At 52.3% G+C, this 23,809-nt stretch carries 19 protein-coding genes and 6 pseudogenes; 17 read left to right on the top strand and 8 right to left on the bottom strand.

The window, feature by feature from the left end:
- Window positions 1–57: 57 nt before the first annotated feature.
- The 3 genes from ACUU1I_RS02200 to mdtH all read right to left on the bottom strand — a co-directional run bounded on the left by ACUU1I_RS02200 (window position 58) and on the right by mdtH (window position 2,671).
- Window positions 58–618: a lipoprotein gene (locus tag ACUU1I_RS02200; protein WP_001295443.1), complete on the bottom strand. Its 561-nt coding sequence runs from the start codon at window positions 616–618 to the stop codon at window positions 58–60.
- Between the two features lie 133 nt (window positions 619–751).
- Window positions 752–1,399, bottom strand: coding sequence for a glutaredoxin 2 (grxB, locus tag ACUU1I_RS02195; protein ID WP_000780910.1), 648 nt, complete (start codon window positions 1,397–1,399; stop codon window positions 752–754).
- 63 nt (window positions 1,400–1,462) lie between these two features.
- Window positions 1,463–2,671, bottom strand: a complete 1,209-nt coding sequence (mdtH, locus tag ACUU1I_RS02190) for a multidrug efflux MFS transporter MdtH (protein ID WP_000092219.1) — start codon at window positions 2,669–2,671, stop codon at window positions 1,463–1,465.
- Between the two features lie 235 nt (window positions 2,672–2,906).
- Between mdtH and rimJ the strand changes: the two genes are divergently transcribed.
- From rimJ to murJ, 4 genes are all read left to right on the top strand, one after another.
- Window positions 2,907–3,491 carry a ribosomal protein S5-alanine N-acetyltransferase gene (rimJ, locus tag ACUU1I_RS02185; RefSeq protein WP_000468186.1) on the top strand — a complete coding sequence of 195 codons (585 nt, stop codon included), beginning with the start codon at window positions 2,907–2,909 and terminating at the stop codon, window positions 3,489–3,491.
- A gap of 10 nt (window positions 3,492–3,501) precedes the next feature.
- Entirely contained in the window at window positions 3,502–4,149 is a 648-nt protein-coding gene (locus ACUU1I_RS02180; protein ID WP_000877093.1) for a YceH family protein, read from the top strand.
- A 1-nt stretch (window position 4,150) separates the two neighbouring features.
- Complete coding sequence (locus tag ACUU1I_RS02175) at window positions 4,151–5,017, top strand: Gfo/Idh/MocA family protein (RefSeq protein WP_000736138.1); 867 nt, start codon at window positions 4,151–4,153, stop codon at window positions 5,015–5,017.
- 166 nt (window positions 5,018–5,183) lie between these two features.
- Complete coding sequence (gene murJ / locus ACUU1I_RS02170; protein ID WP_001050662.1) at window positions 5,184–6,719, top strand: murein biosynthesis integral membrane protein MurJ; 1,536 nt, start codon at window positions 5,184–5,186, stop codon at window positions 6,717–6,719.
- Between the two features lie 39 nt (window positions 6,720–6,758).
- Here murJ and flgN read toward each other — a convergent pair whose 3' ends face one another.
- The 3 genes and pseudogenes from flgN to flgA form a co-directional block, all read right to left on the bottom strand.
- Entirely contained in the window at window positions 6,759–7,175 is a 417-nt protein-coding gene (gene flgN / locus ACUU1I_RS02165; protein WP_000197331.1) for a flagella biosynthesis chaperone FlgN, read from the bottom strand.
- 4 nt (window positions 7,176–7,179) lie between these two features.
- Window positions 7,180–7,456: pseudogene (flgM, locus tag ACUU1I_RS02160) on the bottom strand (flagellar biosynthesis anti-sigma factor FlgM).
- 75 nt (window positions 7,457–7,531) lie between these two features.
- On the bottom strand, window positions 7,532–8,191 hold the full coding sequence (gene flgA / locus ACUU1I_RS02155) for a flagellar basal body P-ring formation chaperone FlgA (RefSeq protein ID WP_000955724.1): 660 nt from the start codon (window positions 8,189–8,191) through the stop codon (window positions 7,532–7,534).
- A gap of 154 nt (window positions 8,192–8,345) precedes the next feature.
- Between flgA and ACUU1I_RS02150 the strand changes: the two genes are divergently transcribed.
- The 12 genes and pseudogenes from ACUU1I_RS02150 (at window position 8,346) to flgL (ending at window position 18,022) form a co-directional block, all read left to right on the top strand.
- Window positions 8,346–8,519, top strand: coding sequence for a hypothetical protein (locus ACUU1I_RS02150; RefSeq protein ID WP_000884713.1), 174 nt, complete (start codon window positions 8,346–8,348; stop codon window positions 8,517–8,519).
- A 3-nt stretch (window positions 8,520–8,522) separates the two neighbouring features.
- Window positions 8,523–8,926, top strand: a pseudogene (gene flgC / locus ACUU1I_RS02145) (flagellar basal body rod protein FlgC).
- 11 nt (window positions 8,927–8,937) lie between these two features.
- A pseudogene (gene flgD / locus ACUU1I_RS02140) lies at window positions 8,938–9,633 on the top strand (flagellar hook assembly protein FlgD).
- Window positions 9,634–9,657: 24 nt separating this feature from the next.
- Entirely contained in the window at window positions 9,658–10,857 is a 1,200-nt protein-coding gene (flgE, locus tag ACUU1I_RS02135; protein ID WP_000885830.1) for a flagellar hook protein FlgE, read from the top strand.
- Window positions 10,858–10,876: 19 nt separating this feature from the next.
- A pseudogene (locus ACUU1I_RS02130) lies at window positions 10,877–10,939 on the top strand (hypothetical protein); the annotation flags it as partial.
- A 101-nt stretch (window positions 10,940–11,040) separates the two neighbouring features.
- Window positions 11,041–11,628: pseudogene (gene flgF / locus ACUU1I_RS02125) on the top strand (flagellar basal body rod protein FlgF); the annotation flags it as partial.
- Window positions 11,629–11,765: 137 nt separating this feature from the next.
- Window positions 11,766–12,548, top strand: a complete 783-nt coding sequence (gene flgG, locus ACUU1I_RS02120; protein WP_000625837.1) for a flagellar basal-body rod protein FlgG — start codon at window positions 11,766–11,768, stop codon at window positions 12,546–12,548.
- A 52-nt stretch (window positions 12,549–12,600) separates the two neighbouring features.
- Window positions 12,601–13,299: a flagellar basal body L-ring protein FlgH gene (gene flgH, locus ACUU1I_RS02115; protein WP_001295442.1), complete on the top strand. Its 699-nt coding sequence runs from the start codon at window positions 12,601–12,603 to the stop codon at window positions 13,297–13,299.
- 11 nt (window positions 13,300–13,310) lie between these two features.
- Window positions 13,311–14,408 carry a flagellar basal body P-ring protein FlgI gene (gene flgI / locus ACUU1I_RS02110; protein ID WP_000589333.1) on the top strand — a complete coding sequence of 366 codons (1,098 nt, stop codon included), beginning with the start codon at window positions 13,311–13,313 and terminating at the stop codon, window positions 14,406–14,408.
- A complete protein-coding gene (flgJ, locus tag ACUU1I_RS02105; RefSeq protein ID WP_005067764.1) occupies window positions 14,408–15,349 on the top strand; it encodes a flagellar assembly peptidoglycan hydrolase FlgJ in 942 nt (313 codons plus the stop codon). The genes flgI and flgJ overlap by 1 nt, the downstream gene beginning before the upstream one ends.
- Window positions 15,350–15,414: 65 nt before the next feature.
- A pseudogene (gene flgK / locus ACUU1I_RS02100) lies at window positions 15,415–17,057 on the top strand (flagellar hook-associated protein FlgK).
- 11 nt (window positions 17,058–17,068) lie between these two features.
- Window positions 17,069–18,022: a flagellar hook-associated protein FlgL gene (gene flgL, locus ACUU1I_RS02095; RefSeq protein ID WP_001212772.1), complete on the top strand. Its 954-nt coding sequence runs from the start codon at window positions 17,069–17,071 to the stop codon at window positions 18,020–18,022.
- A 196-nt stretch (window positions 18,023–18,218) separates the two neighbouring features.
- Here the strand turns inward: flgL and rne are convergent, their stop codons facing one another.
- A complete protein-coding gene (rne, locus tag ACUU1I_RS02090) occupies window positions 18,219–21,404 on the bottom strand; it encodes a ribonuclease E (RefSeq protein ID WP_000827422.1) in 3,186 nt (1,061 codons plus the stop codon).
- Between the two features lie 572 nt (window positions 21,405–21,976).
- Here rne and rluC point away from each other — a divergent pair.
- Window positions 21,977–22,936, top strand: a complete 960-nt coding sequence (gene rluC, locus ACUU1I_RS02085; protein WP_000846343.1) for a 23S rRNA pseudouridine(955/2504/2580) synthase RluC — start codon at window positions 21,977–21,979, stop codon at window positions 22,934–22,936.
- 111 nt (window positions 22,937–23,047) lie between these two features.
- On the opposite strand, the gene yceF is transcribed toward rluC, so the two are convergent.
- Window positions 23,048–23,632 carry a 7-methyl-GTP pyrophosphatase gene (yceF, locus tag ACUU1I_RS02080; RefSeq protein WP_001125202.1) on the bottom strand — a complete coding sequence of 195 codons (585 nt, stop codon included), beginning with the start codon at window positions 23,630–23,632 and terminating at the stop codon, window positions 23,048–23,050.
- Between the last annotated feature and the right edge of the window lie 177 nt (window positions 23,633–23,809).

Raw genomic sequence — 23,809 nt, 5'->3', positions numbered from 1 at the left:
TAAGCGGAAATGTTTTCCTTTGCACGAAAAATAAAGGGCGCGAATGCGCCCTCGTCATTAATCCGTAAACGGAATGACAATTTCACCTGGCTTCACTTCAATGCCTTTCGCCAGTTTTTTCGCCATTGCTTCGCCCTGACTGCCATCTTCGCGCAGGACGTAAGCAGGTTGCTGGTTAAAGTAATTGCGTAATGCCTGGTTCAAATAGGGAAGCAACGTTTGCATCACCGTTTGCATTTTTTCCGGTTGTACCGTCGCATCGACCACTTCCATCTCTTTCAGGAAGATCGCACCTTTTTCTTTATCAAACACGGGCAGCGCTTTCAGCTTCAGTTTCATGGTCGCTTTCTGACTACCGAACAGGGAGTTCATGTCCAGATTGGCGTCTCCGGTTAGGGTAACCTTATTCGGCTCTTCGCGACCAATTTGGCTGGTCAAGTTTGTCAGAACAATATGGGCGTCAGCCACGCCGGGTAAACCGATATCTTTTGAGAAATTATTATGTTTCGCAAGCGACTGGTTAATTTCTTGTTCGGTGATGGTGTATTGGGTGAGTTGATTACAGCCAACGAGCAGGCCACTGACGATCAATGCAGCGGCAAATAAAAACTTGTTCATGGTAGTCCTCGACATGAAATCTGCGTCAATATCCTGACACAACGCAGCATGTGTCACCAGCGATAAACTCGCCAGCAGAAAAAACTGAAAACGGCGGCAACCCGCGAATACAGGCTGCCGCGGCGGGTCAGGATTAAATCGCCATTGATGATAACAAATTGATTTGTGTCTGTTTCGCCATATTATCGTGGTAATCAGCAACGCGGCTTGGCCAGTTGATTCCGGCTACCAGCGTCAGATTACGCAGTAGCGGAAATAGCTGAATATCATCTTCCGAAAGTTCGCCATTCACGGCGTTCGGTTTGACGATCAGTTTGTCCAGCGCACGCAAATCATCGCTGATATTCTTAATCAGACCGTCAGAGTGGGCCAGCAGGTCGGCAAAATTACCCGCGCTGGCCTCTTTCTTGTCGACGAAATATTTGCGCGCGGCGGGAGTAGAAAACTCATCAAATGCCGATTTGGCAAAACGCGGCAACAGCAGTTTGTTGGCGTAGCCATTGACCTTGCGCAGCCACTCTTCAATGGCAGGGGAACGTTTGCCGGTCAGTAACGGTTTGCCGTCGAGTTTATCGACATAGTGAACGATATCCATGCTTTCTGGCATATAGCGGCTGTCATCTTTTTGCAGAATGGGAACCTGTTTTTGACCGACCATCCGGGTGGGTGTTTCTGCGTCGTCGTTGAGCAGAACATGTAATTCGACGGGGATATTTTTCAGGCCGAAAATCATGCGGGCTTTGAGGCAGTAAGGGCAGTGATCGTAAATGTATAGCTTCACGTGACTCCTCCATTTGGCTGTCAGTTCACTTTCAGTATGGAGGAGTCAGGGGGGTGTATCAAATCAGGCGTCGCGTTCCAGCAAACGACGCGCGGCGCGTTTCTGACTAAACTGCCAACCCAGCGCAAGGAAAGTGAAGATGCCAATAATTCCCAGCATCATCCACGGAAGCTCTGGCTGGTGCGTCGATTTGCCCAGGTCAAACAGCCAGCCACCACCGATATAACCAATAGCGCCGCCAATCGCCAGACCCAGACGGCTAAACCCCATATAGCTGCCGCGAGCTCTTGCGTCCGCCAGCGAAGCACTTAAGGTTTCACGCGCAGGCTCGGCAATGATCGACCCGATATAAAACAGACAAATCAGGGTGAAAAGTTGTTGTAGGCCGCTGACCATGCCCACCGGCATCATGCTTAATGACATTATCAACAGCCCAGCCATCAACCGGTATTCCAGACGAAAATGCTTTTCACTCCAGCGGGCGATAGGGTAGAGCAACGTTAACGACAGACACGCTTCAATGGCATACATCCATTTAACGGCAGAGGGCGCGCCAGCCACGTCGTTGACCATAATTGGCAGCATCAGCATCACTTGTACAGCCAGCATGTAGTAACCCGCCAGCGTCAGGACATAGGTGACAAAACGCTTGTCACGCATCACGCGGGTCATGCCTTCGCGAACGGGCGTGCGTACGGTGGAGAGTTTCCATGCCGGTAACAACCACGCATTGAACGCCGCACATAGCACAAACAAAACGGCCCCTGTGGCGCAGACCAGGCGAAAGTCGTATTGCAACAGCCAGCTCCCCAACAATGCGCCAATGACCGCACTGGCACTGTCCTGCATCATCAACAGCGAGAAAAAACGACCACGTTGTTGTGGACGGATTAGTTTCACCACCAACGCCGAACGCGGCGGATCAAACAACGTGCCGCCGAGTCCCGAGAGCAGGCATGAAAACCACAATAGCCACGGTTCGTGGGCGATACCCATTGTGGCGAATCCGGCGGCGCGCATCAGCATACCGGTAACAATCATCGGTTTGGCACCAAAGCGGTCGGCAATTGCGCCGCCGAAAATACCCAGACCTTGCTGAATAAACTGGCGTAGACCGAGAGCAATACCGACCATGACGGCGGCCCAGCCCATTTGATCAACGAAGCGGATAGAGATCAGCGGGAAGACAACAAAGAACCCCAGCACGACCAGCATATTATCGATGAGCAGGAAATATTTACCCAGGTTCCTCGCCTGCGATACGCGGGACATTTCCCCTCCCGGGAAATAAAAGATGAGCACTTTCTATTCTGCATTGCCGCTAAGACTTTTCCCATCACTTCGGGGACAATATTTTTTTATCAAAACGTCGCTTTGATAGAGAGTTTTTATCAAATATGTGAATAATGCAGAAAATGGCATTTTGGACTTTTCACAGGGTCTGGTTGCGCAGGTATAGTAATACTTACAGCGTATTAAAGACGTTACGGGAAGGAGTAGGTATAGAATGTTTGGCTATCGCAGTAACGTGCCAAAAGTGCGCTTAACCACAGACCGACTGGTCGTGCGTCTGGTGCATGATCGTGATGCCTGGCGTCTGGCGGATTATTACGCAGAGAATCGCCATTTCCTCAAGCCCTGGGAGCCAGTGCGCGACGAAAGCCACTGTTATCCATCAGGCTGGCAGGCCAGGCTAGGGATGATTAACGAATTTCATAAACAAGGTTCAGCTTTCTACTTTGGCTTATTCGACCCGGACGAAAAAGAGATTATTGGCGTTGCCAATTTTTCCAATGTTGTTCGCGGCTCTTTTCATGCCTGCTATCTCGGTTATTCGATTGGGCAAAAATGGCAGGGCAAAGGACTCATGTTTGAAGCCCTGACCGCAGCCATTCGTTATATGCAGCGCACCCAACATATTCATCGCATTATGGCTAATTATATGCCGCACAATAAACGCAGCGGTGATTTACTGGCGCGACTGGGTTTTGAAAAAGAAGGCTATGCGAAAGACTATCTGTTGATTGATGGACAATGGCGCGATCACGTACTGACGGCATTAACTACCCCAGACTGGACGCCCGGCCGCTAAGGAGAATCTCATGAAATATCAACTTACTGCCCTGGAAGCTCGCGTAATTGGTTGCTTGCTGGAAAAGCAGGTGACCACGCCGGAGCAATACCCGCTCTCAGTCAATGGTGTAGTCACGGCCTGTAATCAGAAAACGAACCGTGAACCGGTCATGAATCTGAGTGAATCCGAAGTGCAGGAACAGCTGGATAATCTGGTCAAACGTCATTATCTACGCACAGTGAGCGGTTTTGGTAATCGGGTCACCAAATATGAGCAACGTTTTTGTAATTCAGAATTTGGCGATCTGAAACTGAGCGCCGCAGAAGTGGCGTTAATCACCACGTTGTTATTGCGTGGTGCCCAGACGCTGGGTGAACTGCGCAGCCGCGCCGCGCGAATGTATGAATTCAGCGATATGGCGGAAGTGGAGTCGACGCTGGAACAACTGGCGAATCGCGAAGATGGTCCTTTTGTGGTGCGTCTGGCCCGCGAACCGGGTAAACGCGAAAGCCGCTACATGCATCTTTTCAGTGGTGAGGTTGAAGATCAGCCGGCGGTAACGGCTATGTCGAACATGGTTGACGGTGATTTACAGACCCGCGTCGAAGCCCTGGAAATCGAAGTGGCAGAACTGAAACAACGTCTTGATTCGTTGCTGGCCCATCTGGGAGATTAAAGTGAAAAAATTACGTATCGGCGTAGTGGGATTAGGCGGCATTGCGCAAAAAGCGTGGTTACCGGTGCTGGCGGCAGCGTCTGACTGGACGTTACAAGGAGCCTGGTCGCCTACGCGCGCCAAAGCCCTGCCAATTTGTGACAGCTGGCGCATTCCTTATGCCGATTCGTTATCCAGCCTTGCCGCCAGTTGTGATGCGGTTTTTGTGCACTCCAGCACCGCCAGCCACTTTGACGTGGTCAGTACGTTACTCAATGCGGGGGTACATGTCTGTGTCGATAAACCGCTGGCAGAAAATCTGCGCGATGCTGAAAGGCTGGTGGAACTGGCGGCGCGGAAAAAACTGACGTTGATGGTCGGTTTTAACCGTCGTTTCGCACCACTCTACGGTGAGTTAAAAACGCAACTCGCCACCGCAGCCTCGCTAAGAATGGATAAACATCGTAGCAATAGCGTCGGGCCACACGATCTTTATTTCACGTTGCTGGATGATTATCTGCATGTGGTGGATACCGCGCTGTGGTTGTCGGGCGGCAAAGCCTCTCTGGATGGCGGTACGCTACTGACTAACGACGCTGGCGAAATGCTGTTTGCCGAGCACCATTTTTCGGCCGGTCCTTTGCAGATCACCACTTGTATGCATCGCCGTGCCGGAAGTCAGCGTGAAACCGTGCAGGCCGTGACTGACGGTGCGCTCATCGACATTACGGATATGCGCGAATGGCGTGAGGAGCGCGGGCAGGGTGTAGTGAATAAACCGATTCCTGGTTGGCAGAGCACTCTTGAGCAACGTGGATTTGTCGGCTGTGCGCGGCACTTCATTGAATGCGTGCAAAATCAGACAGTTCCGCAAACCGCCGGCGAATAGGCAGTGCTGGCGCAACGTATCGTTGACAAGATCTGGCGCGATGCGATGAGTGAATAAACCCTGTAACATCTGGCGGTAGCAATTCACCATAATCTAGGTAGACTATTCGCCTCTTTCAGCGCCTGCCTTGCAGGCGTTTTGCCCGTGGGTCCGGATTAGAACACCGATGAATTTATTAAAATCGCTGGCCGCCGTCAGCTCGATGACCATGTTTTCGCGTGTGCTTGGCTTCGCACGAGACGCAATTGTCGCCAGAATCTTTGGCGCAGGGATGGCAACCGACGCCTTTTTCGTCGCTTTTAAACTTCCTAACTTGTTACGCCGTATCTTTGCCGAAGGGGCATTTTCCCAGGCATTTGTACCGATTCTGGCGGAATATAAAAGTAAGCAGGGTGAAGACGCCACGCGGGTCTTTGTCTCTTATGTTTCTGGCCTGCTGACACTTGCGCTGGCGGTTGTGACGGTCGCTGGCATGCTCGCCGCACCGTGGGTGATCATGGTGACCGCGCCAGGCTTCGCTGACACAGCTGACAAATTTGCCCTGACCAGCCACCTACTAAAGATTACCTTTCCCTATATCTTGCTGATCTCCCTGGCGTCGCTGGTGGGAGCGATTCTGAATACGTGGAACCGCTTCTCGATTCCGGCGTTTGCGCCAACACTGCTTAACATCAGCATGATTGGTTTCGCGCTGTTTGCCGCACCGTACTTTAACCCACCGGTGCTGGCGCTGGCGTGGGCTGTTACGGTCGGCGGCATCCTGCAGCTGGTGTATCAGCTACCGCACCTGAAGAAGATCGGCATGCTGGTCCTGCCGCGCATTAACTTCCACGATGCTGGAGCAATGCGCGTGGTGAAACAGATGGGACCGGCGATCCTTGGCGTCTCTGTGAGCCAGATCTCCTTAATCATCAACACCATTTTTGCCTCGTTTCTTGCTTCCGGTTCGGTGTCTTGGATGTATTACGCCGACCGCTTAATGGAGTTTCCCTCCGGTGTGCTGGGCGTGGCGCTTGGCACCATTTTGCTGCCGTCGCTGTCGAAAAGTTTTGCCAGTGGCAATCATGATGAATACAACCGTTTGATGGACTGGGGGTTGCGTCTTTGTTTCCTGTTGGCACTGCCGAGTGCGGTTGCGTTGGGCATTCTTTCAGGTCCGTTAACCGTTTCGCTGTTCCAGTACGGTAAATTTACCGCGTTTGATGCGCTGATGACCCAGCGGGCGTTAATTGCCTACTCGGTGGGTTTGATTGGCCTGATTGTAGTGAAAGTGTTGGCTCCTGGCTTTTATTCCCGCCAAGACATTAAAACGCCAGTGAAAATTGCCATCGTTACGCTGATTTTAACGCAATTGATGAACCTGGCGTTTATTGGTCCGTTGAAACATGCCGGGCTGTCACTTTCTATTGGTCTGGCGGCGTGTCTGAATGCTTCGCTGCTTTACTGGCAGTTGCGTAAGCAGAAAATCTTTACTCCGCAACCCGGCTGGATGGCGTTTCTGTTGCGTCTGGTGGTGGCGGTACTGGTGATGTCTGGCGTGCTTTTAGGTATGTTACATATCATGCCGGAGTGGTCATTGGGTACCATGCCCTGGCGCTTACTGCGTTTAATGGCGGTCGTGCTGGCGGGGATTGCCGCGTACTTCGCTGCACTGGCGGTACTGGGCTTCAAAGTTAAAGAATTTGCCCGCCGGACGGTGTAACAATGCATTCCGGCCTGCAGTGCAGGCCGGAGATAATATTCAGATCGAAATCTTTTTACTGCCGCGATGGGGTGTTGAGGTCTGACCGTTCGCCCCATATAGCGTCGGTTCCTGATGCGGTTTCAACATTTCCAGCGCCTGTTGATTGCGCTCAATCTGTCCTTCCAGTAACCAGCCGTTATGTTGATTCATTTGGCGTAGTTGCTGCGTTTTCACAGTAATTTCCTGCCAGCGTTGACTAATATCAACGCTATTTGCTGTATTGGGTTCTTTCTTGCGTAACTGTTCGAGGTAATCCAGCGTCGCCAGCAGTGAGCTTTTTTGTTCTGTAATCCATTGCAACTGGCTGCCGTTGATCTGCCCCATAGAGAGATGTTGCTGCTCATGATCCATTACCGTTTTGAGATCGTTAAGCACAGCGGACATCTGGTCGAGGATCTCTGCAAGACGTGTCATACGATCAGTTACTCTGCAAGTCTTGCTGCGCTTCGTTGATCAGCGCATCGGCAATTTTGCCGGTGTCCATTTTTAGTTCACCGTTACGAATCGCCAGTTTTAACGCTTCGACACGTTCAAGATTGATATCACTGCTGCCGGGTTGCATCAGTTTTGCTTGCGCGTCGCTTAACGTCACACTGGTGCTGGTGGAGGCGGCTGTTCGTTACCGGCGCGTCAGTGGTTTCGCGCGGTTGAACGGTGCTTACAGGCTTCAGAGGCGAAGTGCGATCAATACTCATGGTTTATTCCTCATTGAGGGCGCTTTTATCATGTGTTGCTTATTTATCGGCAAGGGACGGGTAATCTTTAACAGCTTACAGGTTTATAAGAATATTCCCATCTGCATCAACAACGCCGCTGACTACCTGTCCCGATACCATGCGCACCCGCGCATTCTGTGCGACGGCTGCATTGTTCAGCGCCTGACCTTCTGCGTTGGCGCTAAACCCATCACCGCTGGCGATCACATTGACGCGTTGTCCCGCTTTTACCCGCCATGCCTGGCGAAACTGGGTTAACTGGATAGGTTGATCGGGTGATAGATCGCGCAGGCTAACGGCATCAACAAGTTGATTGATATCCAGCACCGTACGCGGTGGCAGGGTATCCAGGCGTCCACGTTTCAGTTTGACATTGCCAGCTTCCAGCTTTCCTCCCCGCACAATAGGCATCGCGGCAACCACATAATTTCCTGTGGCCTGCACATTAACCTGTAAATATCGTTTGTCGTTACCGCAGCGTGCCAACACATTCACATTGCCCCACAGGCGGGAATTATTGCTCATCGAAAGCAATGGCTGCTCGCATGGCGGTAGTAGATTGGGCGCTGTACGAATAGAAACACGAACCTCATCACTTACCCCCGCGAGTTGGGCGCTAAAAAAGTTGTGCAATTGCGATGTGAGATTGCTCGCCGTACTTAACGGACTGAACAGTATCGCGATGATCGCCACGCTACGTTTTATTGTCAGCATTTTCGCCCCCAGCCATTTCTACAACGTGAGTTGTACCTGTCCGCAATGACCATCAACGGCATAAATAGCGACCCATTTTGCGTTTATTCCGCCGATAACGCGCGCGTAAAGGCATTTAAGCTGATGGCAGAATTTTGATACCTGCGGAGGAGATATGCTCGATAAGCTCGACGCCGCCTTACGTTTTCAACAAGAGGCGCTCAATCTGCGCGCCCAGCGTCAGGAAGTCACCCAGTTTGCCGATAACAGCCTGCAATACCAGATGAGCCTTAGCGCGTTGAGCGGGCAAATCAAAGGCATGATGAACGTTTTACAGAGCGGAAATTAACGGATGGCACTGCTGAATATTTTTGATATCGCCGGGTCGGCGTTAACTGCCCAGTCCCAGCGCCTGAACGTGGCGGCCAGTAATCTGGCAAATGCTGATAGCGTGACCGGTCCTGATGGACAGCCATATCGGGCAAAACAGGTGGTATTCCAGGTTAACGCTGCACCAGGTGCTGCGACAGGCGGCGTAAAGGTTGCCGATGTTAAGAAAGTCAGGCCCCGGACAAACTGGTTTATGAACCAGGTAATCCGCTGGCAGATGCAAAGGGCTACGTAAAAATGCCGAACGTTGATGTCGTCGGGGAGATGGTTAACACCATGTCGGCGTCACGCAGCTATCAGGCCAATGTTGAAGTGCTCAACACGGTGAAAAGCATGATGCTGAAAACCCTTACGCTCGGTCAATAAAGGAGAAAGCTATGTCCATTGCGGTAACCACCACCGATCCGACAAATACCGGCGTCAGTACCACCAGCAGTAGTTCGCTCACGGGCAGCAACGCCGCAGATTTACAAAGCAGTTTTCTGACTTTGCTGGTGGCGCAGCTGAAAAACTAGGACCCGACCAATCCAATGGAAAACAACGAGCTGACGTCGCAATTGGCACAAATCAGCACGGTCAGCGGGATTGAAAAACTCAATACCACGCTCGGATCTATTTCCGGACAGATTGATAACAGCCAGTCGTTACAGGCCAGTAACCTGATCGGTCACGGCGTGATGATCCCCGGCACAACTGTTCTTGCGGGAACCGGCAGTGAAGAAGGGGCTGTGACCACGACCACGCCGTTTGGTGTTGAGCTGCAACAGGCGGCAGACAAAGTTACGGCCACCATCACCGATAAAAATGGCGCGGTTGTGCGCACCATTGATATTGGTGAACTGACCGCCGGAGTTCACAGTTTCACCTGGGACGGTACGTTGACTGATGGCAGCACTGCGCCGAACGGTTCTTACAATGTAGCGATTAGCGCCAGTAACGGTGGTACACAACTGGTTGCCCAGCCGCTGCAGTTTGCTCTGGTGCAGGGTGTGATCCGCGGCAACAGCGGTAATACGCTGGATCTCGGCACTTACGGCACCACCACCCTCGACGAAGTACGGCAGATAATTTAAGCCTTCACATTTCAGGAGTCAGTCATGGCCTTTTCTCAAGCGGTTAGCGGATTAAACGCTGCCGCCACCAACCTCGATGTTATTGGCAACAATATCGCCAACTCCGCCACCTACGGCTTTAAATCAGGCACGGCCTCTTTTGCCGATATGTTTGCCGGTTCGAAAGTGGGACTGGGGGTAAAAGTTGCCGGTATCACTCAGGACTTTACCGATGGCACGACCACCAACACCGGGCGAGGTCTGGACGTTGCTATCAGCCAGAACGGTTTTTTCCGTCTGGTAGACAGCAACGGTTCGGTGTTCTACAGCCGTAACGGACAATTTAAGCTGGATGAAAACCGTAACCTGTTGAATATGCAAGGTTTACAGCTGACGGGTTACCCGGCAACCGGTACGCCGCCGACTATTCAGCAAGGGGCGAATCCGACCAATATTTCGATCCCGAATACCCTGATGGCAGCGAAAACTACCACCACGGCGTCGATGCAGATCAACCTGAATTCCAGTGATCCGCTTCCTACTGTTACGCCATTCAGCGCCAGCAATGCGGATAGCTATAACAAAAAAGGTTCGGTGACTGTTTTCGACAGTCAGGGTAATGCTCATGACATGAGCGTCTATTTTGTGAAGACCGGGGATAATAACTGGCAGGTCTACACCCAGGATAGCAGTGATCCAAACAGCATTGCGAAGACAGCGACAACACTGGAATTTAATGCTAATGGCACATGTGCGATGGCGAATAATATCGCAACCGGCGCAATTAACGGTGCAGAACCCGCCACGTTTAGTCTGAGCTTCCTCAACTCCATGCAGCAAAATACCGGCGCTAACAACATTGTGGCAACCACCCAGAATGGCTACAAACCGGGCGATCTGGTGAGTTATCAAATCAATGATGACGGTACGGTTGTCGGCAACTATTCCAACGAACAAACCCAACTGCTGGGGCAGATTGTACTGGCGAACTTTGCCAACAACGAAGGTCTGGCATCCGAAGGCGACAACGTCTGGTCTGCGACGCAATCTTCTGGCGTGGCGCTGTTGGGGACAGCCGGGACGGGAAACTTTGGCACCCTGACCAACGGTGCGCTGGAAGCGTCCAACGTCGATCTCAGTAAAGAACTGGTCAATATGATCGTTGCCCAGCGTAACTATCAGTCTAACGCCCAGACCATCAAAACCCAGGACCAGATCCTCAACACGCGGGTTAACTTACGCTAATCGCTGACGGGATAGCTCAATGGATCACGCAATTTATACTGCGATGGGAGCAGCCAGCCAGACGCTGAATCAACAGGCGGTAACCGCCAGTAATCTGGCCAATGCCTCTACGCCCGGTTTTCGCGCGCAGTTAAACGCCTTGCGCGCAGTGCCGGTGGAAGGGCTTTCACTGCCCACGCGCACGCTGGTAACGGCGTCAACACCGGGTGCAGACATGACGCCCGGCAAGATGGATTACACCTCGCGCCCGCTGGACGTTGCGTTGCAGCAGGATGGCTGGCCGTGCAGACCGCTGACGGCAGCGAAGGGTATACGCGTAATGGCAGCATTCAGGTTGATCCCACCGGGCAACTGACAATTCAGGGGCATCCGGTGATAGGCGAGGCGGGGCCAATTGCTGTGCCGGAAGGGGCGGAAATCACGATTGCTGCCGATGGCACAATCTCGGCGCTCAATCCGGGCGATCCGGCAAATACAGTTGCGCCAGTAGGGCGTCTGAAACTGGTGAAAGCCACGGGCAGCGAAGTGCAGCGCGGTGACGACGGCATTTTTCGTTTAAGCGCAGAAACCCAGGCCACGCGAGGGCCGGTACTGCAGGCAGATCCAACCTTGCGTGTGATGTCGGGGGTTCTGGAAGGCAGTAACGTCAATGCCGTTGCGGCAATGAGCGACATGATTGCCAGCGCGCGGCGTTTTGAAATGCAGATGAAGGTGATCAGCAGCGTCGATGATAACGCAGGCCGTGCCAACCAACTGCTGTCGATGAGTTAATTGAACGATTGATGACATTGCAATAAAAGCGCGCGGACTATTCCCTCGCCCCTTTGGGGAGAGGGTTAGGGTGAGGGGAAATTCACACTGTCGCGTGCTTCTGCTCTGCTTGTCAGCAATCCACTACAGGACATTATATGATCAGTTCATTATGGATCGCCAAAACGGGCCTTGACGCCCAGCAAACCAATATGGACGTCATTGCCAACAACCTGGCAAACGTCAGTACTAACGGTTTTAAGCGTCAGCGCGCGGTGTTTGAAGATCTGCTTTATCAAACCATTCGCCAGCCGGGGGCACAGTCTTCCGAACAAACCACCTTACCCTCCGGATTACAAATCGGCACGGGGGTACGCCCGGTCGCCACTGAACGCTTACACAGCCAGGGCAATCTGTCGCAGACCAATAACAGCAAAGATGTCGCGATTAAAGGGCAGGGCTTTTTCCAGGTAATGTTGCCAGATGGCTCATCAGCCTATACCCGTGACGGCTCTTTCCAGGTGGATCAGAACGGGCAGCTGGTGACGGCTGGTGGTTTTCAGGTGCAGCCAGCGATCACCATTCCGGCGAATGCGTTAAGTATCACCATCGGTCGTGATGGCGTGGTCAGCGTAACCCAACAAGGCCAGGCAGCTCCGGTTCAGGTTGGGCAGCTCAATCTCACCACCTTTATGAATGATACCGGACTGGAGAGCATTGGCGAAAACCTCTACACCGAAACGCAATCCTCCGGTGCACCGAACGAAAGCACGCCGGGCCTGAACGGCGCGGGACTGCTGTATCAAGGGTATGTTGAAACGTCTAACGTCAACGTGGCGGAAGAACTGGTCAATATGATTCAGGTGCAACGCGCTTACGAAATCAACAGTAAAGCGGTGTCCACCACCGATCAGATGCTGCAAAAACTGACGCAACTCTAAGGCATAACCGGTGGCAGGTTCACCGGTTTACTGATTTTTGAAGATGATAGCCATGCAAAAAAACGCTGCGCATACTTATGCCATTTCCAGCTTGTTGGTGCTTTCACTAACCGGCTGCGCCTGGATACCCTCCACGCCGCTGGTGCAGGGGGCGACCAGTGCACAACCGGTTCCCGGTCCGACGCCCGTCGCCAACGGTTCTATTTTCCAGTCTGCTCAGCCGATTAACTATGGCTATCAACCGCTGTTTGAAGATCGTCGACCACGCAATATTGGCGATACGCTGACCATCGTGTTGCAGGAGAACGTCAGCGCCAGCAAAAGCTCCTCTGCGAATGCCAGCCGTGACGGTAAAACTAATTTTGGCTTTGATACTGTGCCGCGCTATTTGCAGGGGCTGTTTGGTAACGCTCGTGCCGATGTCGAAGCCTCCGGTGGTAACACGTTCAACGGAAAGGGCGGGGCCAATGCCAGCAATACCTTTAGCGGCACGTTGACGGTGACGGTTGACCAGGTACTGGTCAACGGCAACCTGCATGTGGTGGGTGAAAAACAGATTGCCATTAATCAGGGTACCGAATTTATTCGCTTCTCGGGCGTGGTTAATCCACGCACTATCAGCGGCAGCAATACCGTACCGTCTACTCAGGTGGCGGATGCGCGTATTGAATACGTAGGCAATGGCTACATTAACGAAGCGCAAAATATGGGCTGGTTGCAGCGTTTCTTCCTTAACCTGTCGCCAATGTAAGTGAGGCTGTGGTGATTAAATTTCTCTCTGCATTAATTCTTCTACTGGTTACGACGGCGGCTCAGGCTGAGCGTATTCGCGATCTCACCAGTGTTCAGGGGGTAAGGCAAAACTCACTGATTGGCTATGGCCTGGTAGTGGGGCTGGATGGCACTGGTGACCAGACAACCCAGACGCCGTTTACCACACAAACGCTTAATAACATGCTCTCACAGCTGGGAATTACCGTTCCGACGGGCACCAATATGCAGCTAAAAAACGTCGCTGTGGTAATGGTGACAGTGTCACTTCCTCCGTTTGGACGTCAGGGGCAAACCATCGATGTGGTGGTTTCTTCCATGGGTAATGCCAAAAGCTTGCGTGGAGGTACGTTGTTGATGACACCGCTTAAGGGCGTTGACAGTCAGGTGTATGCGCTGGCGCAGGGCAATATTCTGGTTGGCGGCGCAGGAGCCTCCGCGGGCGGTAGCAGTGTTCAGGTTAACCAACTGAACGGTGGACGGATCACCAATGGTGCGGTTATTGAACGTGAATTGCCCAGCCAGTTTGGCGTCGGGAATACCCTTAATTTGCAACTTAACGACGAAGATTTCAGCATGGCGCAGCAAATCGCTGACACCATCAACCGCGTGCGTGGATATGGCAGCGCCACCGCGTTAGATGCGCGGACTATTCAGGTGCGCGTACCAAGTGGCAACAGTTCCCAGGTCCGTTTCCTTGCCGATATCCAGAATATGCAGGTTAATGTCACCCCGCAGGACGCTAAAGTAGTGATTAACTCGCGCACCGGTTCGGTGGTGATGAATCGAGAAGTGACCCTCGACAGCTGCGCGGTAGCGCAGGGAAATCTCTCAGTAACAGTTAATCGTCAGGCCAATGTCAGCCAGCCAGATACACCGTTTGGTGGTGGACAGACTGTTGTTACTCCACAAACGCAGATCGATTTACGCCAGAGCGGCGGTTCGCTGCAAAGCGTACGTTCCAGCGCCAGCCTCAATAACGTGGTGCGTGCGCTCAATGCGCTGGGCGCTACGCCGATGGATCTGATGTCTATTTTGCAATCAATGCAAAGTGCGGGATGTCTGCGGGCAAAACTGGAAATCATCTGATGATCAGCGACAGCAAACTACTGGCAAGTGCGGCCTGGGATGCGCAATCACTCAACGAACTAAAGGCGAAAGCGAGCGAAGATCCGGCGGCAAATATCCGTCCGGTGGCCCGTCAGGTGGAAGGGATGTTCGTGCAGATGATGTTGAAAAGCATGCGCGACGCTTTACCAAAAGATGGCCTGTTCAGCAGCGAGCACACTCGTCTGTATACCAGTATGTATGACCAGCAAATTGCCCAACAGATGACGGCGGGCAAAGGTCTGGGGCTTGCAGAGATGATGGTTAAACAGATGACGCCAGAACAACCATTGCCAGAGGAGTCCACGCCAGCAGCACCGATGAAATTCCCGCTCGAAACCGTGGTGCGTTATCAAAACCAGACGCTTTCGCAGCTGGTGCAAAAGGCCGTACCACGTAACTACGATGATTCGCTGCCGGGTGACAGTAGAGCATTCCTCGCGCAACTCTCGCTGCCCGCCCAACTGGCAAGCCAGCAAAGCGGTGTGCCACATCATTTGATCCTCGCTCAGGCTGCGCTTGAATCTGGTTGGGGGCAACGGCAAATCCGCCGCGAAAACGGCGAGCCAAGCTATAACCTGTTTGGTGTCAAAGCCTCTGGCAACTGGAAAGGGCAAGTCACTGAAATCACCACGACTGAATATGAAAACGGCGAAGCGAAGAAAGTAAAAGCGAAGTTTCGGGTCTACAGCTCGTATCTGGAAGCATTGTCGGATTACGTTGGGCTGTTAACACGTAACCCGCGCTACGCCGCCGTGACGACCGCCGCGAGTGCGGAACAGGGGGCGCAGGTCCTACAGGACGCGGGCTATGCTACCGATCCTCACTATGCCCGTAAACTCACCAACATGATCCAGCAGATGAAATCGATAAGCGACCAGGTGAGCAAAACCTACAGCATGAACATTGATAATCTGTTCTGAATAACTCAAGTCCGGCGGGTCGCTGCCGATAATACTCTGTAATTGAAGGCTTATAAGGAACCTCCATGTCCAGCTTGATCAATAACGCCATGAGCGGACTGAACGCGGCCCAGGCGGCGTTAAATACGGCAAGTAATAATATCTCCAGCTATAACGTTGCCGGATATACCCGCCAAACCACTATTATGGCGCAGGCCAATAGCACGTTGGGCGCTGGCGGCTGGGTTGGCAATGGCGTCTACGTTTCTGGTGTGCAGCGTGAGTATGATACGTTTATTACCAACCAGTTACGTGCTGTGCAGACGCAAAGTAGCGGCCTGACCGCCCGCTATGAGCAGATGTCGAAAATCGACAATATGCTCTCCACCAGTACCTCTTCGCTGGCAACACAGATGCAGGATTTCTTCACCAGCCTGCAAACGCTGGTGAGTAACGCGGAAGACCCGGCGGCGCGCCAGGCGCTGATTGGGAAATCAGAAGGGTTGGTGAATCAGTTTAAAACCACCGATCAATATCTGCGCGACCAGGACAAACAGGTCAATATCGCGATAGGTGCCAGCGTTGATCAGATCAACAATTACGCTAAACAAATTGCCAGCCTGAACGATCAAATCTCGCGCCTGACAGGCGTGGGGGCAGGGGCGTCACCTAACAATCTGCTGGATCAACGCGATCAACTGGTGAGCGAATTAAACCAGATTGTTGGCGTAGAAGTCAGCGTTCAGGATGGCGGTACTTATAACATCACGATGCCAATGGTTACTCACTGGTTCAGGGAAGTACGGCGCGGCAACTGGCGGCAGTTCCTTCCAGCGCCGACCCTTCTCGTACGACTGTCGCTTACGTTGATGGGACGGCAGGCAATATTGAGATCCCGGAGAAATTACTGAATACCGGGTCGCTGGGCGGCATTCTGACATTCCGTTCTCAGGATCTGGACCAGACGCGTAATACGCTTGGACAACTGGCGCTGGCATTTGCCGAGGCTTTCAACAGCCAACACAAAGCCGGATTTGATGCTAACGGCGATGCTGGTGAAGATTTCTTTACTATCGGTAATCCCGCGGTTCAGCAAAACACGAAAAACAAAGGTGACGTTGCGATCGGTGCCACGGTAACTGATGCCTCCGTGGTACTGGCGACAGATTACAAAATCTCGTTCGATAATAATCAGTGGCAGGTCACCCGCCTTGCCAGCAATACCACTTTTACGGCGACACCAGATGCCAACGGTAAAGTGGCATTTGATGGTCTGGAGTTGACGTTTACAGGAACGCCTGCCGTTAACGACAGCTTCACGCTGAAACCAGTAAGTGACGCCATCGTCAACATGGATGTATTAATCACCGACGAAGCGAAAATCGCGATGGCGAGCGAAGAAGATGCGGGTGATAGCGACAACCGCAACGGTCAGGCCCTGCTGGATCTGCAAAGCAACAGTAAAACGGTGGGCGGTGCGAAATCCTTTAACGACGCTTATGCCTCGTTAGTGAGTGATATCGGTAATAAAACCGCGACGTTGAAAACCAGTAGCACCACGCAAGGTAATGTGGTGACGCAGCTTTCCAATCAGCAGCAGTCGATTTCCGGTGTCAATCTCGATGAGGAATACGGAAATCTGCAACGTTTTCAGCAGTATTACCTGGCGAATGCGCAGGTTCTGCAGACGGCAAACGCGATTTTTGATGCGCTGATTAACATTCGCTAAGGGGAGATAAAATGCGTTTCAGTACCCAGATGATGTACCAGCAAAACATGCGCGGCATCACCAATTCTCAGGCAGAATGGATGAAGTACGGCGAGCAGATGTCGACGGGTAAGCGAGTCGTTAACCCTTCAGACGATCCCATTGCTGCATCACAAGCTGTTGTTCTCTCCCAGGCACAGGCGCAAAACAGCCAGTACACGCTGGCACGTACTTTCGCCACTCAAAAAGTGTCACTGGAAGAGAGTGTACTTAGCCAGGTCACCACTGCTATCCAGAATGCTCAGGAAAAAATTGTCTACGCCAGCAATGGCACCTTGAGTGACGATGACCGGGCCTCGCTGGCTACGGATATTCAGGGGCTTCGTGACCAGTTGCTGAATCTGGCGAACACCACTGACGGTAATGGGCGCTACATTTTTGCCGGTTATAAAACAGAGACTGCGCCGTTTAGTGAGGCTAACGGTGATTATGTCGGCGGAACAGAAAGTATTAAGCAACAGGTCGATGCTTCGCGTTCGATGGTGATAGGACATACGGGCGACAAAATTTTCGACAGTATTACCAGTAACGCGGTAGCGGAACCAGACGGTAGCGCTTCTGAAACCAATCTTTTTGCCATGCTGGATAGCGCCATCGCAGCCCTGAAAACGCCGGTCGCGGATAGCGAAGCGGATAAAGAAATCGCCGCTGCGGCATTGGATAAAACCAACCGTGGACTGAAAAACTCGCTGAATAATGTCCTTACCGTTCGCACGGAATTAGGCACGCAGCTGAACAAACTGGAGTCGCTGGATTCCTTAGGTAGCGATCGCGCTTTAGGGCAAACGCAGCAGATGAGCGATCTGGTTGATGTGGACTGGAATGCAACTATTTCATCTTACATCATGCAGCAAACGGCATTGCAGGCATCGTATAAAGCATTTACCGATATGCAGGGATTGTCGCTCTTCCAGCTCAACAAATAAGCTCGCTTTAAAACATATCATGAAACTGGGTATGTTTTGTCTGCCCGCTCTGGGATCGCCGGGGCGGGCATTTTTTTTGCCTATTTTGCATTGTTGGTTAGCAAGGATGCCATTTGATGAATTTTAATATGTTGATTCAAACATGAAATAAAAAAGCCCTGGCAGTTACCAGGGCTTGATTACTTTGAGCTAATTATTACTCAACAGGTTGCGGACGCGCAGGAGCGGCAGAGGCATGATGCGTTGCCGTATGACCACCTGCGGCACCTTTACCTTCGAAGGCAAAAGTAGGGCGCTGCCAGTCACTGTGACGCGGTGCCTCCGGAACATATTCCGGTGCCGGAGCGCGCGTCATTGGCGCGGTAGCGTGGTTATGCTCAACGGTGATCTCTGGTTCAACCGCGGCTACCGTTTCAACTTCTGCTGCGACTTCAGCGACGACTGGCGCGGCAGGTTGAGCAACAACTTCAGGTTCAGCAACCACAACCTCAGCAGTTTCGGCAACTTCTTCAATATCTGCCGTCTCTTCCTGCGGTTCAACCACCGGTTCTGCGTGTTCTGCGACTTCCTGGGCTACGGCAACATCAGACTCGGTAATCACCTGCGGCTGTTCAGTTACCGCGGCGGCAATCACTTCAGGATGCGTCGTTTCAACCACTTCCGGTTGCGGTTCGGCAACCGGTACGGGGGCTTCTACGACTTCAGCCATTTCTTCAACAACTGGCGCGCTAACAACAGGTTCGACAGCGGCGGCGACAGGGACCTCAGTCACCATCGGCTGCACTTGTACTTCTTCCTGTTCGCGCTGCTCTTCAACTTGTACATCTTGCGGACGTACAATTGGATAGCGGATCCAGACTTTGCCAGAGGCCAGTTCCGGAGACGCGCACGCTACGGTCAACGGCATTGGCGACTGGGTTGGATAACGCTCGTCACGATAGCGACGACGACGCTGACCACTCACGCGCAGGTGACGAGGCGAGCGGCGAGAACGACGCGGCATGCCACCGTTGTCACGGTTATCAGCATTGTTCTCTTCTTGCTGTTCTGGTGCAGTTTGCGCTACGACTGGCAGCGGGACTTTCACCAGTTCTGTGCGTGGAGCTGGAGCTTCCTGAACAATTGGTTCGGCAGCGGCAGTTTCTTCAACCACCGGTGCGACTACCGCTTCTTCGGCTACGCTTTGCTCGTAACGCACTTTCTGATTGAGCTGACGCTGTTTACGACGCGGCTGAACCGGACGTACACGTTCTTCCTGTTCGGTTTCCTGAACAGATTGCTCTTCAACATTCAGCGCCTTCGCTTCTTGTTGCGCCTGACGTTTATCATCGTTACGGCGGCGGCTACGTTCACGACGCGGCGCTTGCTGCTCGTCGGTGGTACGTGCTTTTTCCGTTACCTCAGCCTGCTGACGGCTCTCACGCGTCTCGGCAGTTTGCTGCTGTGCCTGGCGACGATTACGACGGTTTTCTTCGCGATTATCGCTGCCTTCAGTACGTTCACTACGGGTGTCGCGGCGCTCATTACGGTCACGGCGGTTGCTCTGACGAGGTTTGCGACGATCCTGTTGACGTTCCGGTTTCGCTTCTGCTTTCGGTGTTGGTTGCTCGGTCGGTTTGGCTTCTTCACCACCGCTGAACAGCGCTTTCAGTGCGCCGAAGAAGCGGCTTAACAGCCCAGGTTGTGCAGGAGCTGCTGGTGTTGCCGTTGCAGCTTTCGGTGCTGGGGCTACGACAGTCGCGGCAGGTTCAGCTGGGGTTGGCGCTGGCGGCACATCCGGCATGGCAAAGGTTGCCAGTGCAGGTTGTTCAGGACGCTTACGTTCAGCGAACTCTTCTTCAGACGGCAGCGCCATCGCTTCTTCATGCAGCTTCGGCAGCATGTAGCTTAAGGTCGGCGTTTCTTCCCCTTTGCGCACGCGCAACACGTGGTAGTGCGGGGTTTCCATCTGATCGTTTGGCACAATCACGCAGCGAACACCGTCCTGACGCGTTTCAATCGCATTCACCGCAGAACGTTTTTCATTCAGCAGATAAGAAGCGATTGGCACAGGAACAATGGCGTGAACTTCCTGGGTGTTCTCTTTCAGCGCTTCTTCTTCGATCAAACGCAGAATAGAGAGCGACAGCGATTCGTTGTCACGCACGGTACCGGTACCGGAGCAGCGCGGGCAGACGTGATGGCTGGATTCACCCAGTGATGGGCTCAGGCGCTGGCGGGACATTTCCAGCAGGCCAAAGCGAGAAATATGGCTGATTTGAATACGCGCACGGTCCTGACGCACCGCTTCACGCAGACGGTTTTCTACCGCACGCTGGTGGCGTACTGGCGTCATGTCGATGAAGTCGATAACAATCAGGCCGCCGAGGTCACGCAGGCGCAGCTGACGAGCAATCTCATCGGCGGCTTCGAGGTTGGTGTTAAACGCAGTTTCTTCGATATCGCCGCCGCGGGTCGCGCGTGCGGAGTTGATGTCGATGGCTGTTAACGCTTCGGTGCTGTCGATAACAATGGAACCACCGGATGGCAGACGGACTTCACGCTGGAAGGCGGACTCGATCTGCGACTCGATCTGGTAGTGGCTGAACAGCGGGATCTCGCCGGTGTACAGTTTGATTTTGCTGCTGAAATCCGGGCGACCTAATGCAGCGATATGCTGACGTGCCAGTTCGAGGACTTTCGGGTTATCGATAAGGATTTCGCCGATATCCTGACGTAAATAATCGCGGAAGGCGCGAACGATTACGTTGCTCTCCTGATGAATCAGGAACGGAGCCGGGCGGCTTTCAGCGGCTTTTTTGATGGCTTCCCAGTGTTTCAGGCGGAAGCTTAAATCCCATTGCAGCGCCTCAGCAGATTTGCCTACGCCAGCGGTGCGCACGATAAGCCCCATGCCTTCCGGCAGTTCAAGGCTTGCCAGTGCTTCTTTTAATTCGGTACGGTCATCGCCTTCGATACGGCGAGAAATGCCACCTGCGCGCGGGTTATTTGGCATCAGAACCAGATAGCTACCCGCCAGACTGATAAAGGTGGTTAATGCCGCGCCTTTGTTGCCGCGCTCTTCTTTATCGATCTGAACAATGACTTCCTGACCTTCACGCAACACATCTTTAATGTTGGGACGACCATGAGCACTGTAGTTAGCAGGGAAATATTCGCGGGCAATTTCTTTTAGTGGGAGGAAACCGTGACGTTCAGCGCCGTAATCAACAAAAGCAGCTTCCAGACTCGGTTCAATGCGGGTGATTTTACCTTTGTAGATGTTTGCCTTTTTCTGCTCGTGCCCTGGACTTTCGATATCTAGGTCATACAGACGCTGCCCATCTACAAGGGCAACGCGCAACTCTTCCTGCTGAGTTGCGTTGATTAACATTCTTTTCATCGTAACTTACTCATTATTCTTACATTGACGACTAAGCTGCGGGCAAAGTAACGCCTTTCCGGGTGTGAACCGATGGCCTCGTGTCTAGTCGCGTCGCCAACCTCACGGTTATCGTCAGCTCAAAGAGGCGCAGAGTGTCGGTTGCCCGTTTTTCATGCGGAAAAACAGCGCAATTATCAAAGAAACAGACTGGGTATTACTCTCCAGAAATATTTCCATCTACCGGTAAGGACTGCAACCCGCAGCCCGCTAACTGCCTGAAAGATCAATACGTCTTACGCCATTGCTGCGTGGATGATCGGTCGGGCAAAATGGGTTATTCCGTAAAATTTCTTGTTTTAACAAGGATGGACACGGAAACGGCCTCATTATTCCACTGCAAGCCTTGTTATAGCAAGATGACTTTTACCATTTATCACCCGCTTACTCACAGTTTTTTCACTTCTTGCTGGTGATTGGTTTAATAACCATCAATAAAGTGATCACGTAGTGAAGTAATAAGGTGCAAAACTAAATATAAGCATAGAAAAATGAGTGGCGCGAATCCTGTTGGCTAATTAGAATCGCCCACCATGAAAACAGAGACTCCATCCGTAAAAATTGTTGCTATCACCGCTGACGAAGCGGGGCAACGTATCGATAACTTTTTGCGTACCCAATTGAAAGGCGTACCAAAAAGTATGATTTACCGTATTTTGCGTAAAGGTGAAGTGCGGGTGAACAAAAAACGTATTAAGCCTGAATATAAACTCGAAGCGGGTGATGAGGTGCGTATCCCACCGGTTCGCGTTGCTGAGCGGGAAGAAGAGGCGGTTTCGCCACATCTGCAAAAGGTGGCGGCGCTGGCGGACGTCATCTTATATGAAGATGATCATATCCTGGTGCTGAATAAACCTTCCGGTACGGCGGTACATGGCGGCAGTGGTTTAAGCTTCGGCGTTATCGAAGGTTTGCGGGCGTTGCGCCCGGAAGCGCGGTTCCTTGAACTGGTTCATCGTCTCGACCGGGACACTTCAGGTGTGTTGCTGGTAGCGAAAAAACGCTCGGCGTTGCGTTCTCTGCATGAGCAATTACGTGAAAAAGGAATGCAAAAAGATTACCTGGCGCTGGTGCGCGGTCAGTGGCAGTCGCATGTGAAGAGCGTTCAAGCGCCGTTATTGAAAAATATTCTGCAAAGCGGCGAACGTATCGTGCGTGTCAGTCAGGAAGGCAAACCGTCGGAAACACGCTTTAAAGTGGAAGAACGCTATGCATTTGCCACCCTGGTGCGTTGTAGCCCGGTAACCGGACGTACTCATCAGATCCGTGTGCATACACAGTATGCGGGTCATCCGATTGCCTTTGACGATCGCTACGGTGACCGTGAATTTGACAGACAGCTCACTGAAGCAGGCACGGGATTAAATCGTCTGTTCCTGCACGCCGCAGCGTTGAAGTTTACCCATCCGGGGACCGGTGAGGTGATGCGTATCGAAGCGCCGATGGATGAAGGTTTGAAGCGTTGTTTGCAAAAACTGCGTAACGCGCGCTAATACAAGCATATAAGCCTGATAATGGGCGGTTGGCCTGATAAGGCGTTTACGCCGCATCAGGCCGCCTGCACCGATTGCCGGATGCGACGTAACCGCATCCGGCGCAAACAACTATCCCATCAGCGGGTTTTTCCCTTCCCGACGTAACATCTGACACAGCGCGATTAGCGGTAAACCAACCAGCGTGTTAGGGTCACGTCCCTCTAAACGCTCAAACAGCGTAATGCCAAATCCTTCACTCTTAAAGCTACCCGCGCAGTGCAGGGGATGCTCCTTACGCACGTAATTATCAATCTCCGCCTCGCTTAGGTGACGGAAATGGACGTCAAAAGGCTCCACTTCTGTTTGTAGATGCCCATTCGCCGAATTAAACAACGCCAGTCCAGTATAGAAGGTGACGATATTGCCGCTGGCTTTGCGTAATTGCAGACGGGCATTTTCTTCCGTTAACGGTTTACCGGTGATTTCGCCATCAAGAACACATACCTGGTCTGAACCAATAATTAAATGATCCGGATAACGTGACGCCAGAGATTGCGCTTTTTCTTGTGCCAGTCGAAGCACCAACTGTCGCGGTGATTCGTCGCTGCGTGGGGTTTCGTCGACCTCAGGTGCTGCACATTCAAAAGAGATTTGCAGTTTTTCCAGAAGAGCGCGACGCCATGGCGAGGTGGAGGCTAAAATAAGTTTAGGCATATTTTTTTCCATCAGATATAGCGTATTGATGATAGCCATTTTAAACTATGCGCTTCGTTTTGCAGGTTGATGTTCGTTATCAGCACTGAACGAAAATAAAGCAGTAACCCGCAATGTGTGCGAATTATTGGCAAAAGGCAACCACAGGCTGCCTTTTTCTTTGACTCTATGACGTTA

This window comes from Shigella sp. SIG3 (assembly GCF_053555855.1).
This window is presented reverse-complemented; position numbering and strand designations above follow the sequence as displayed.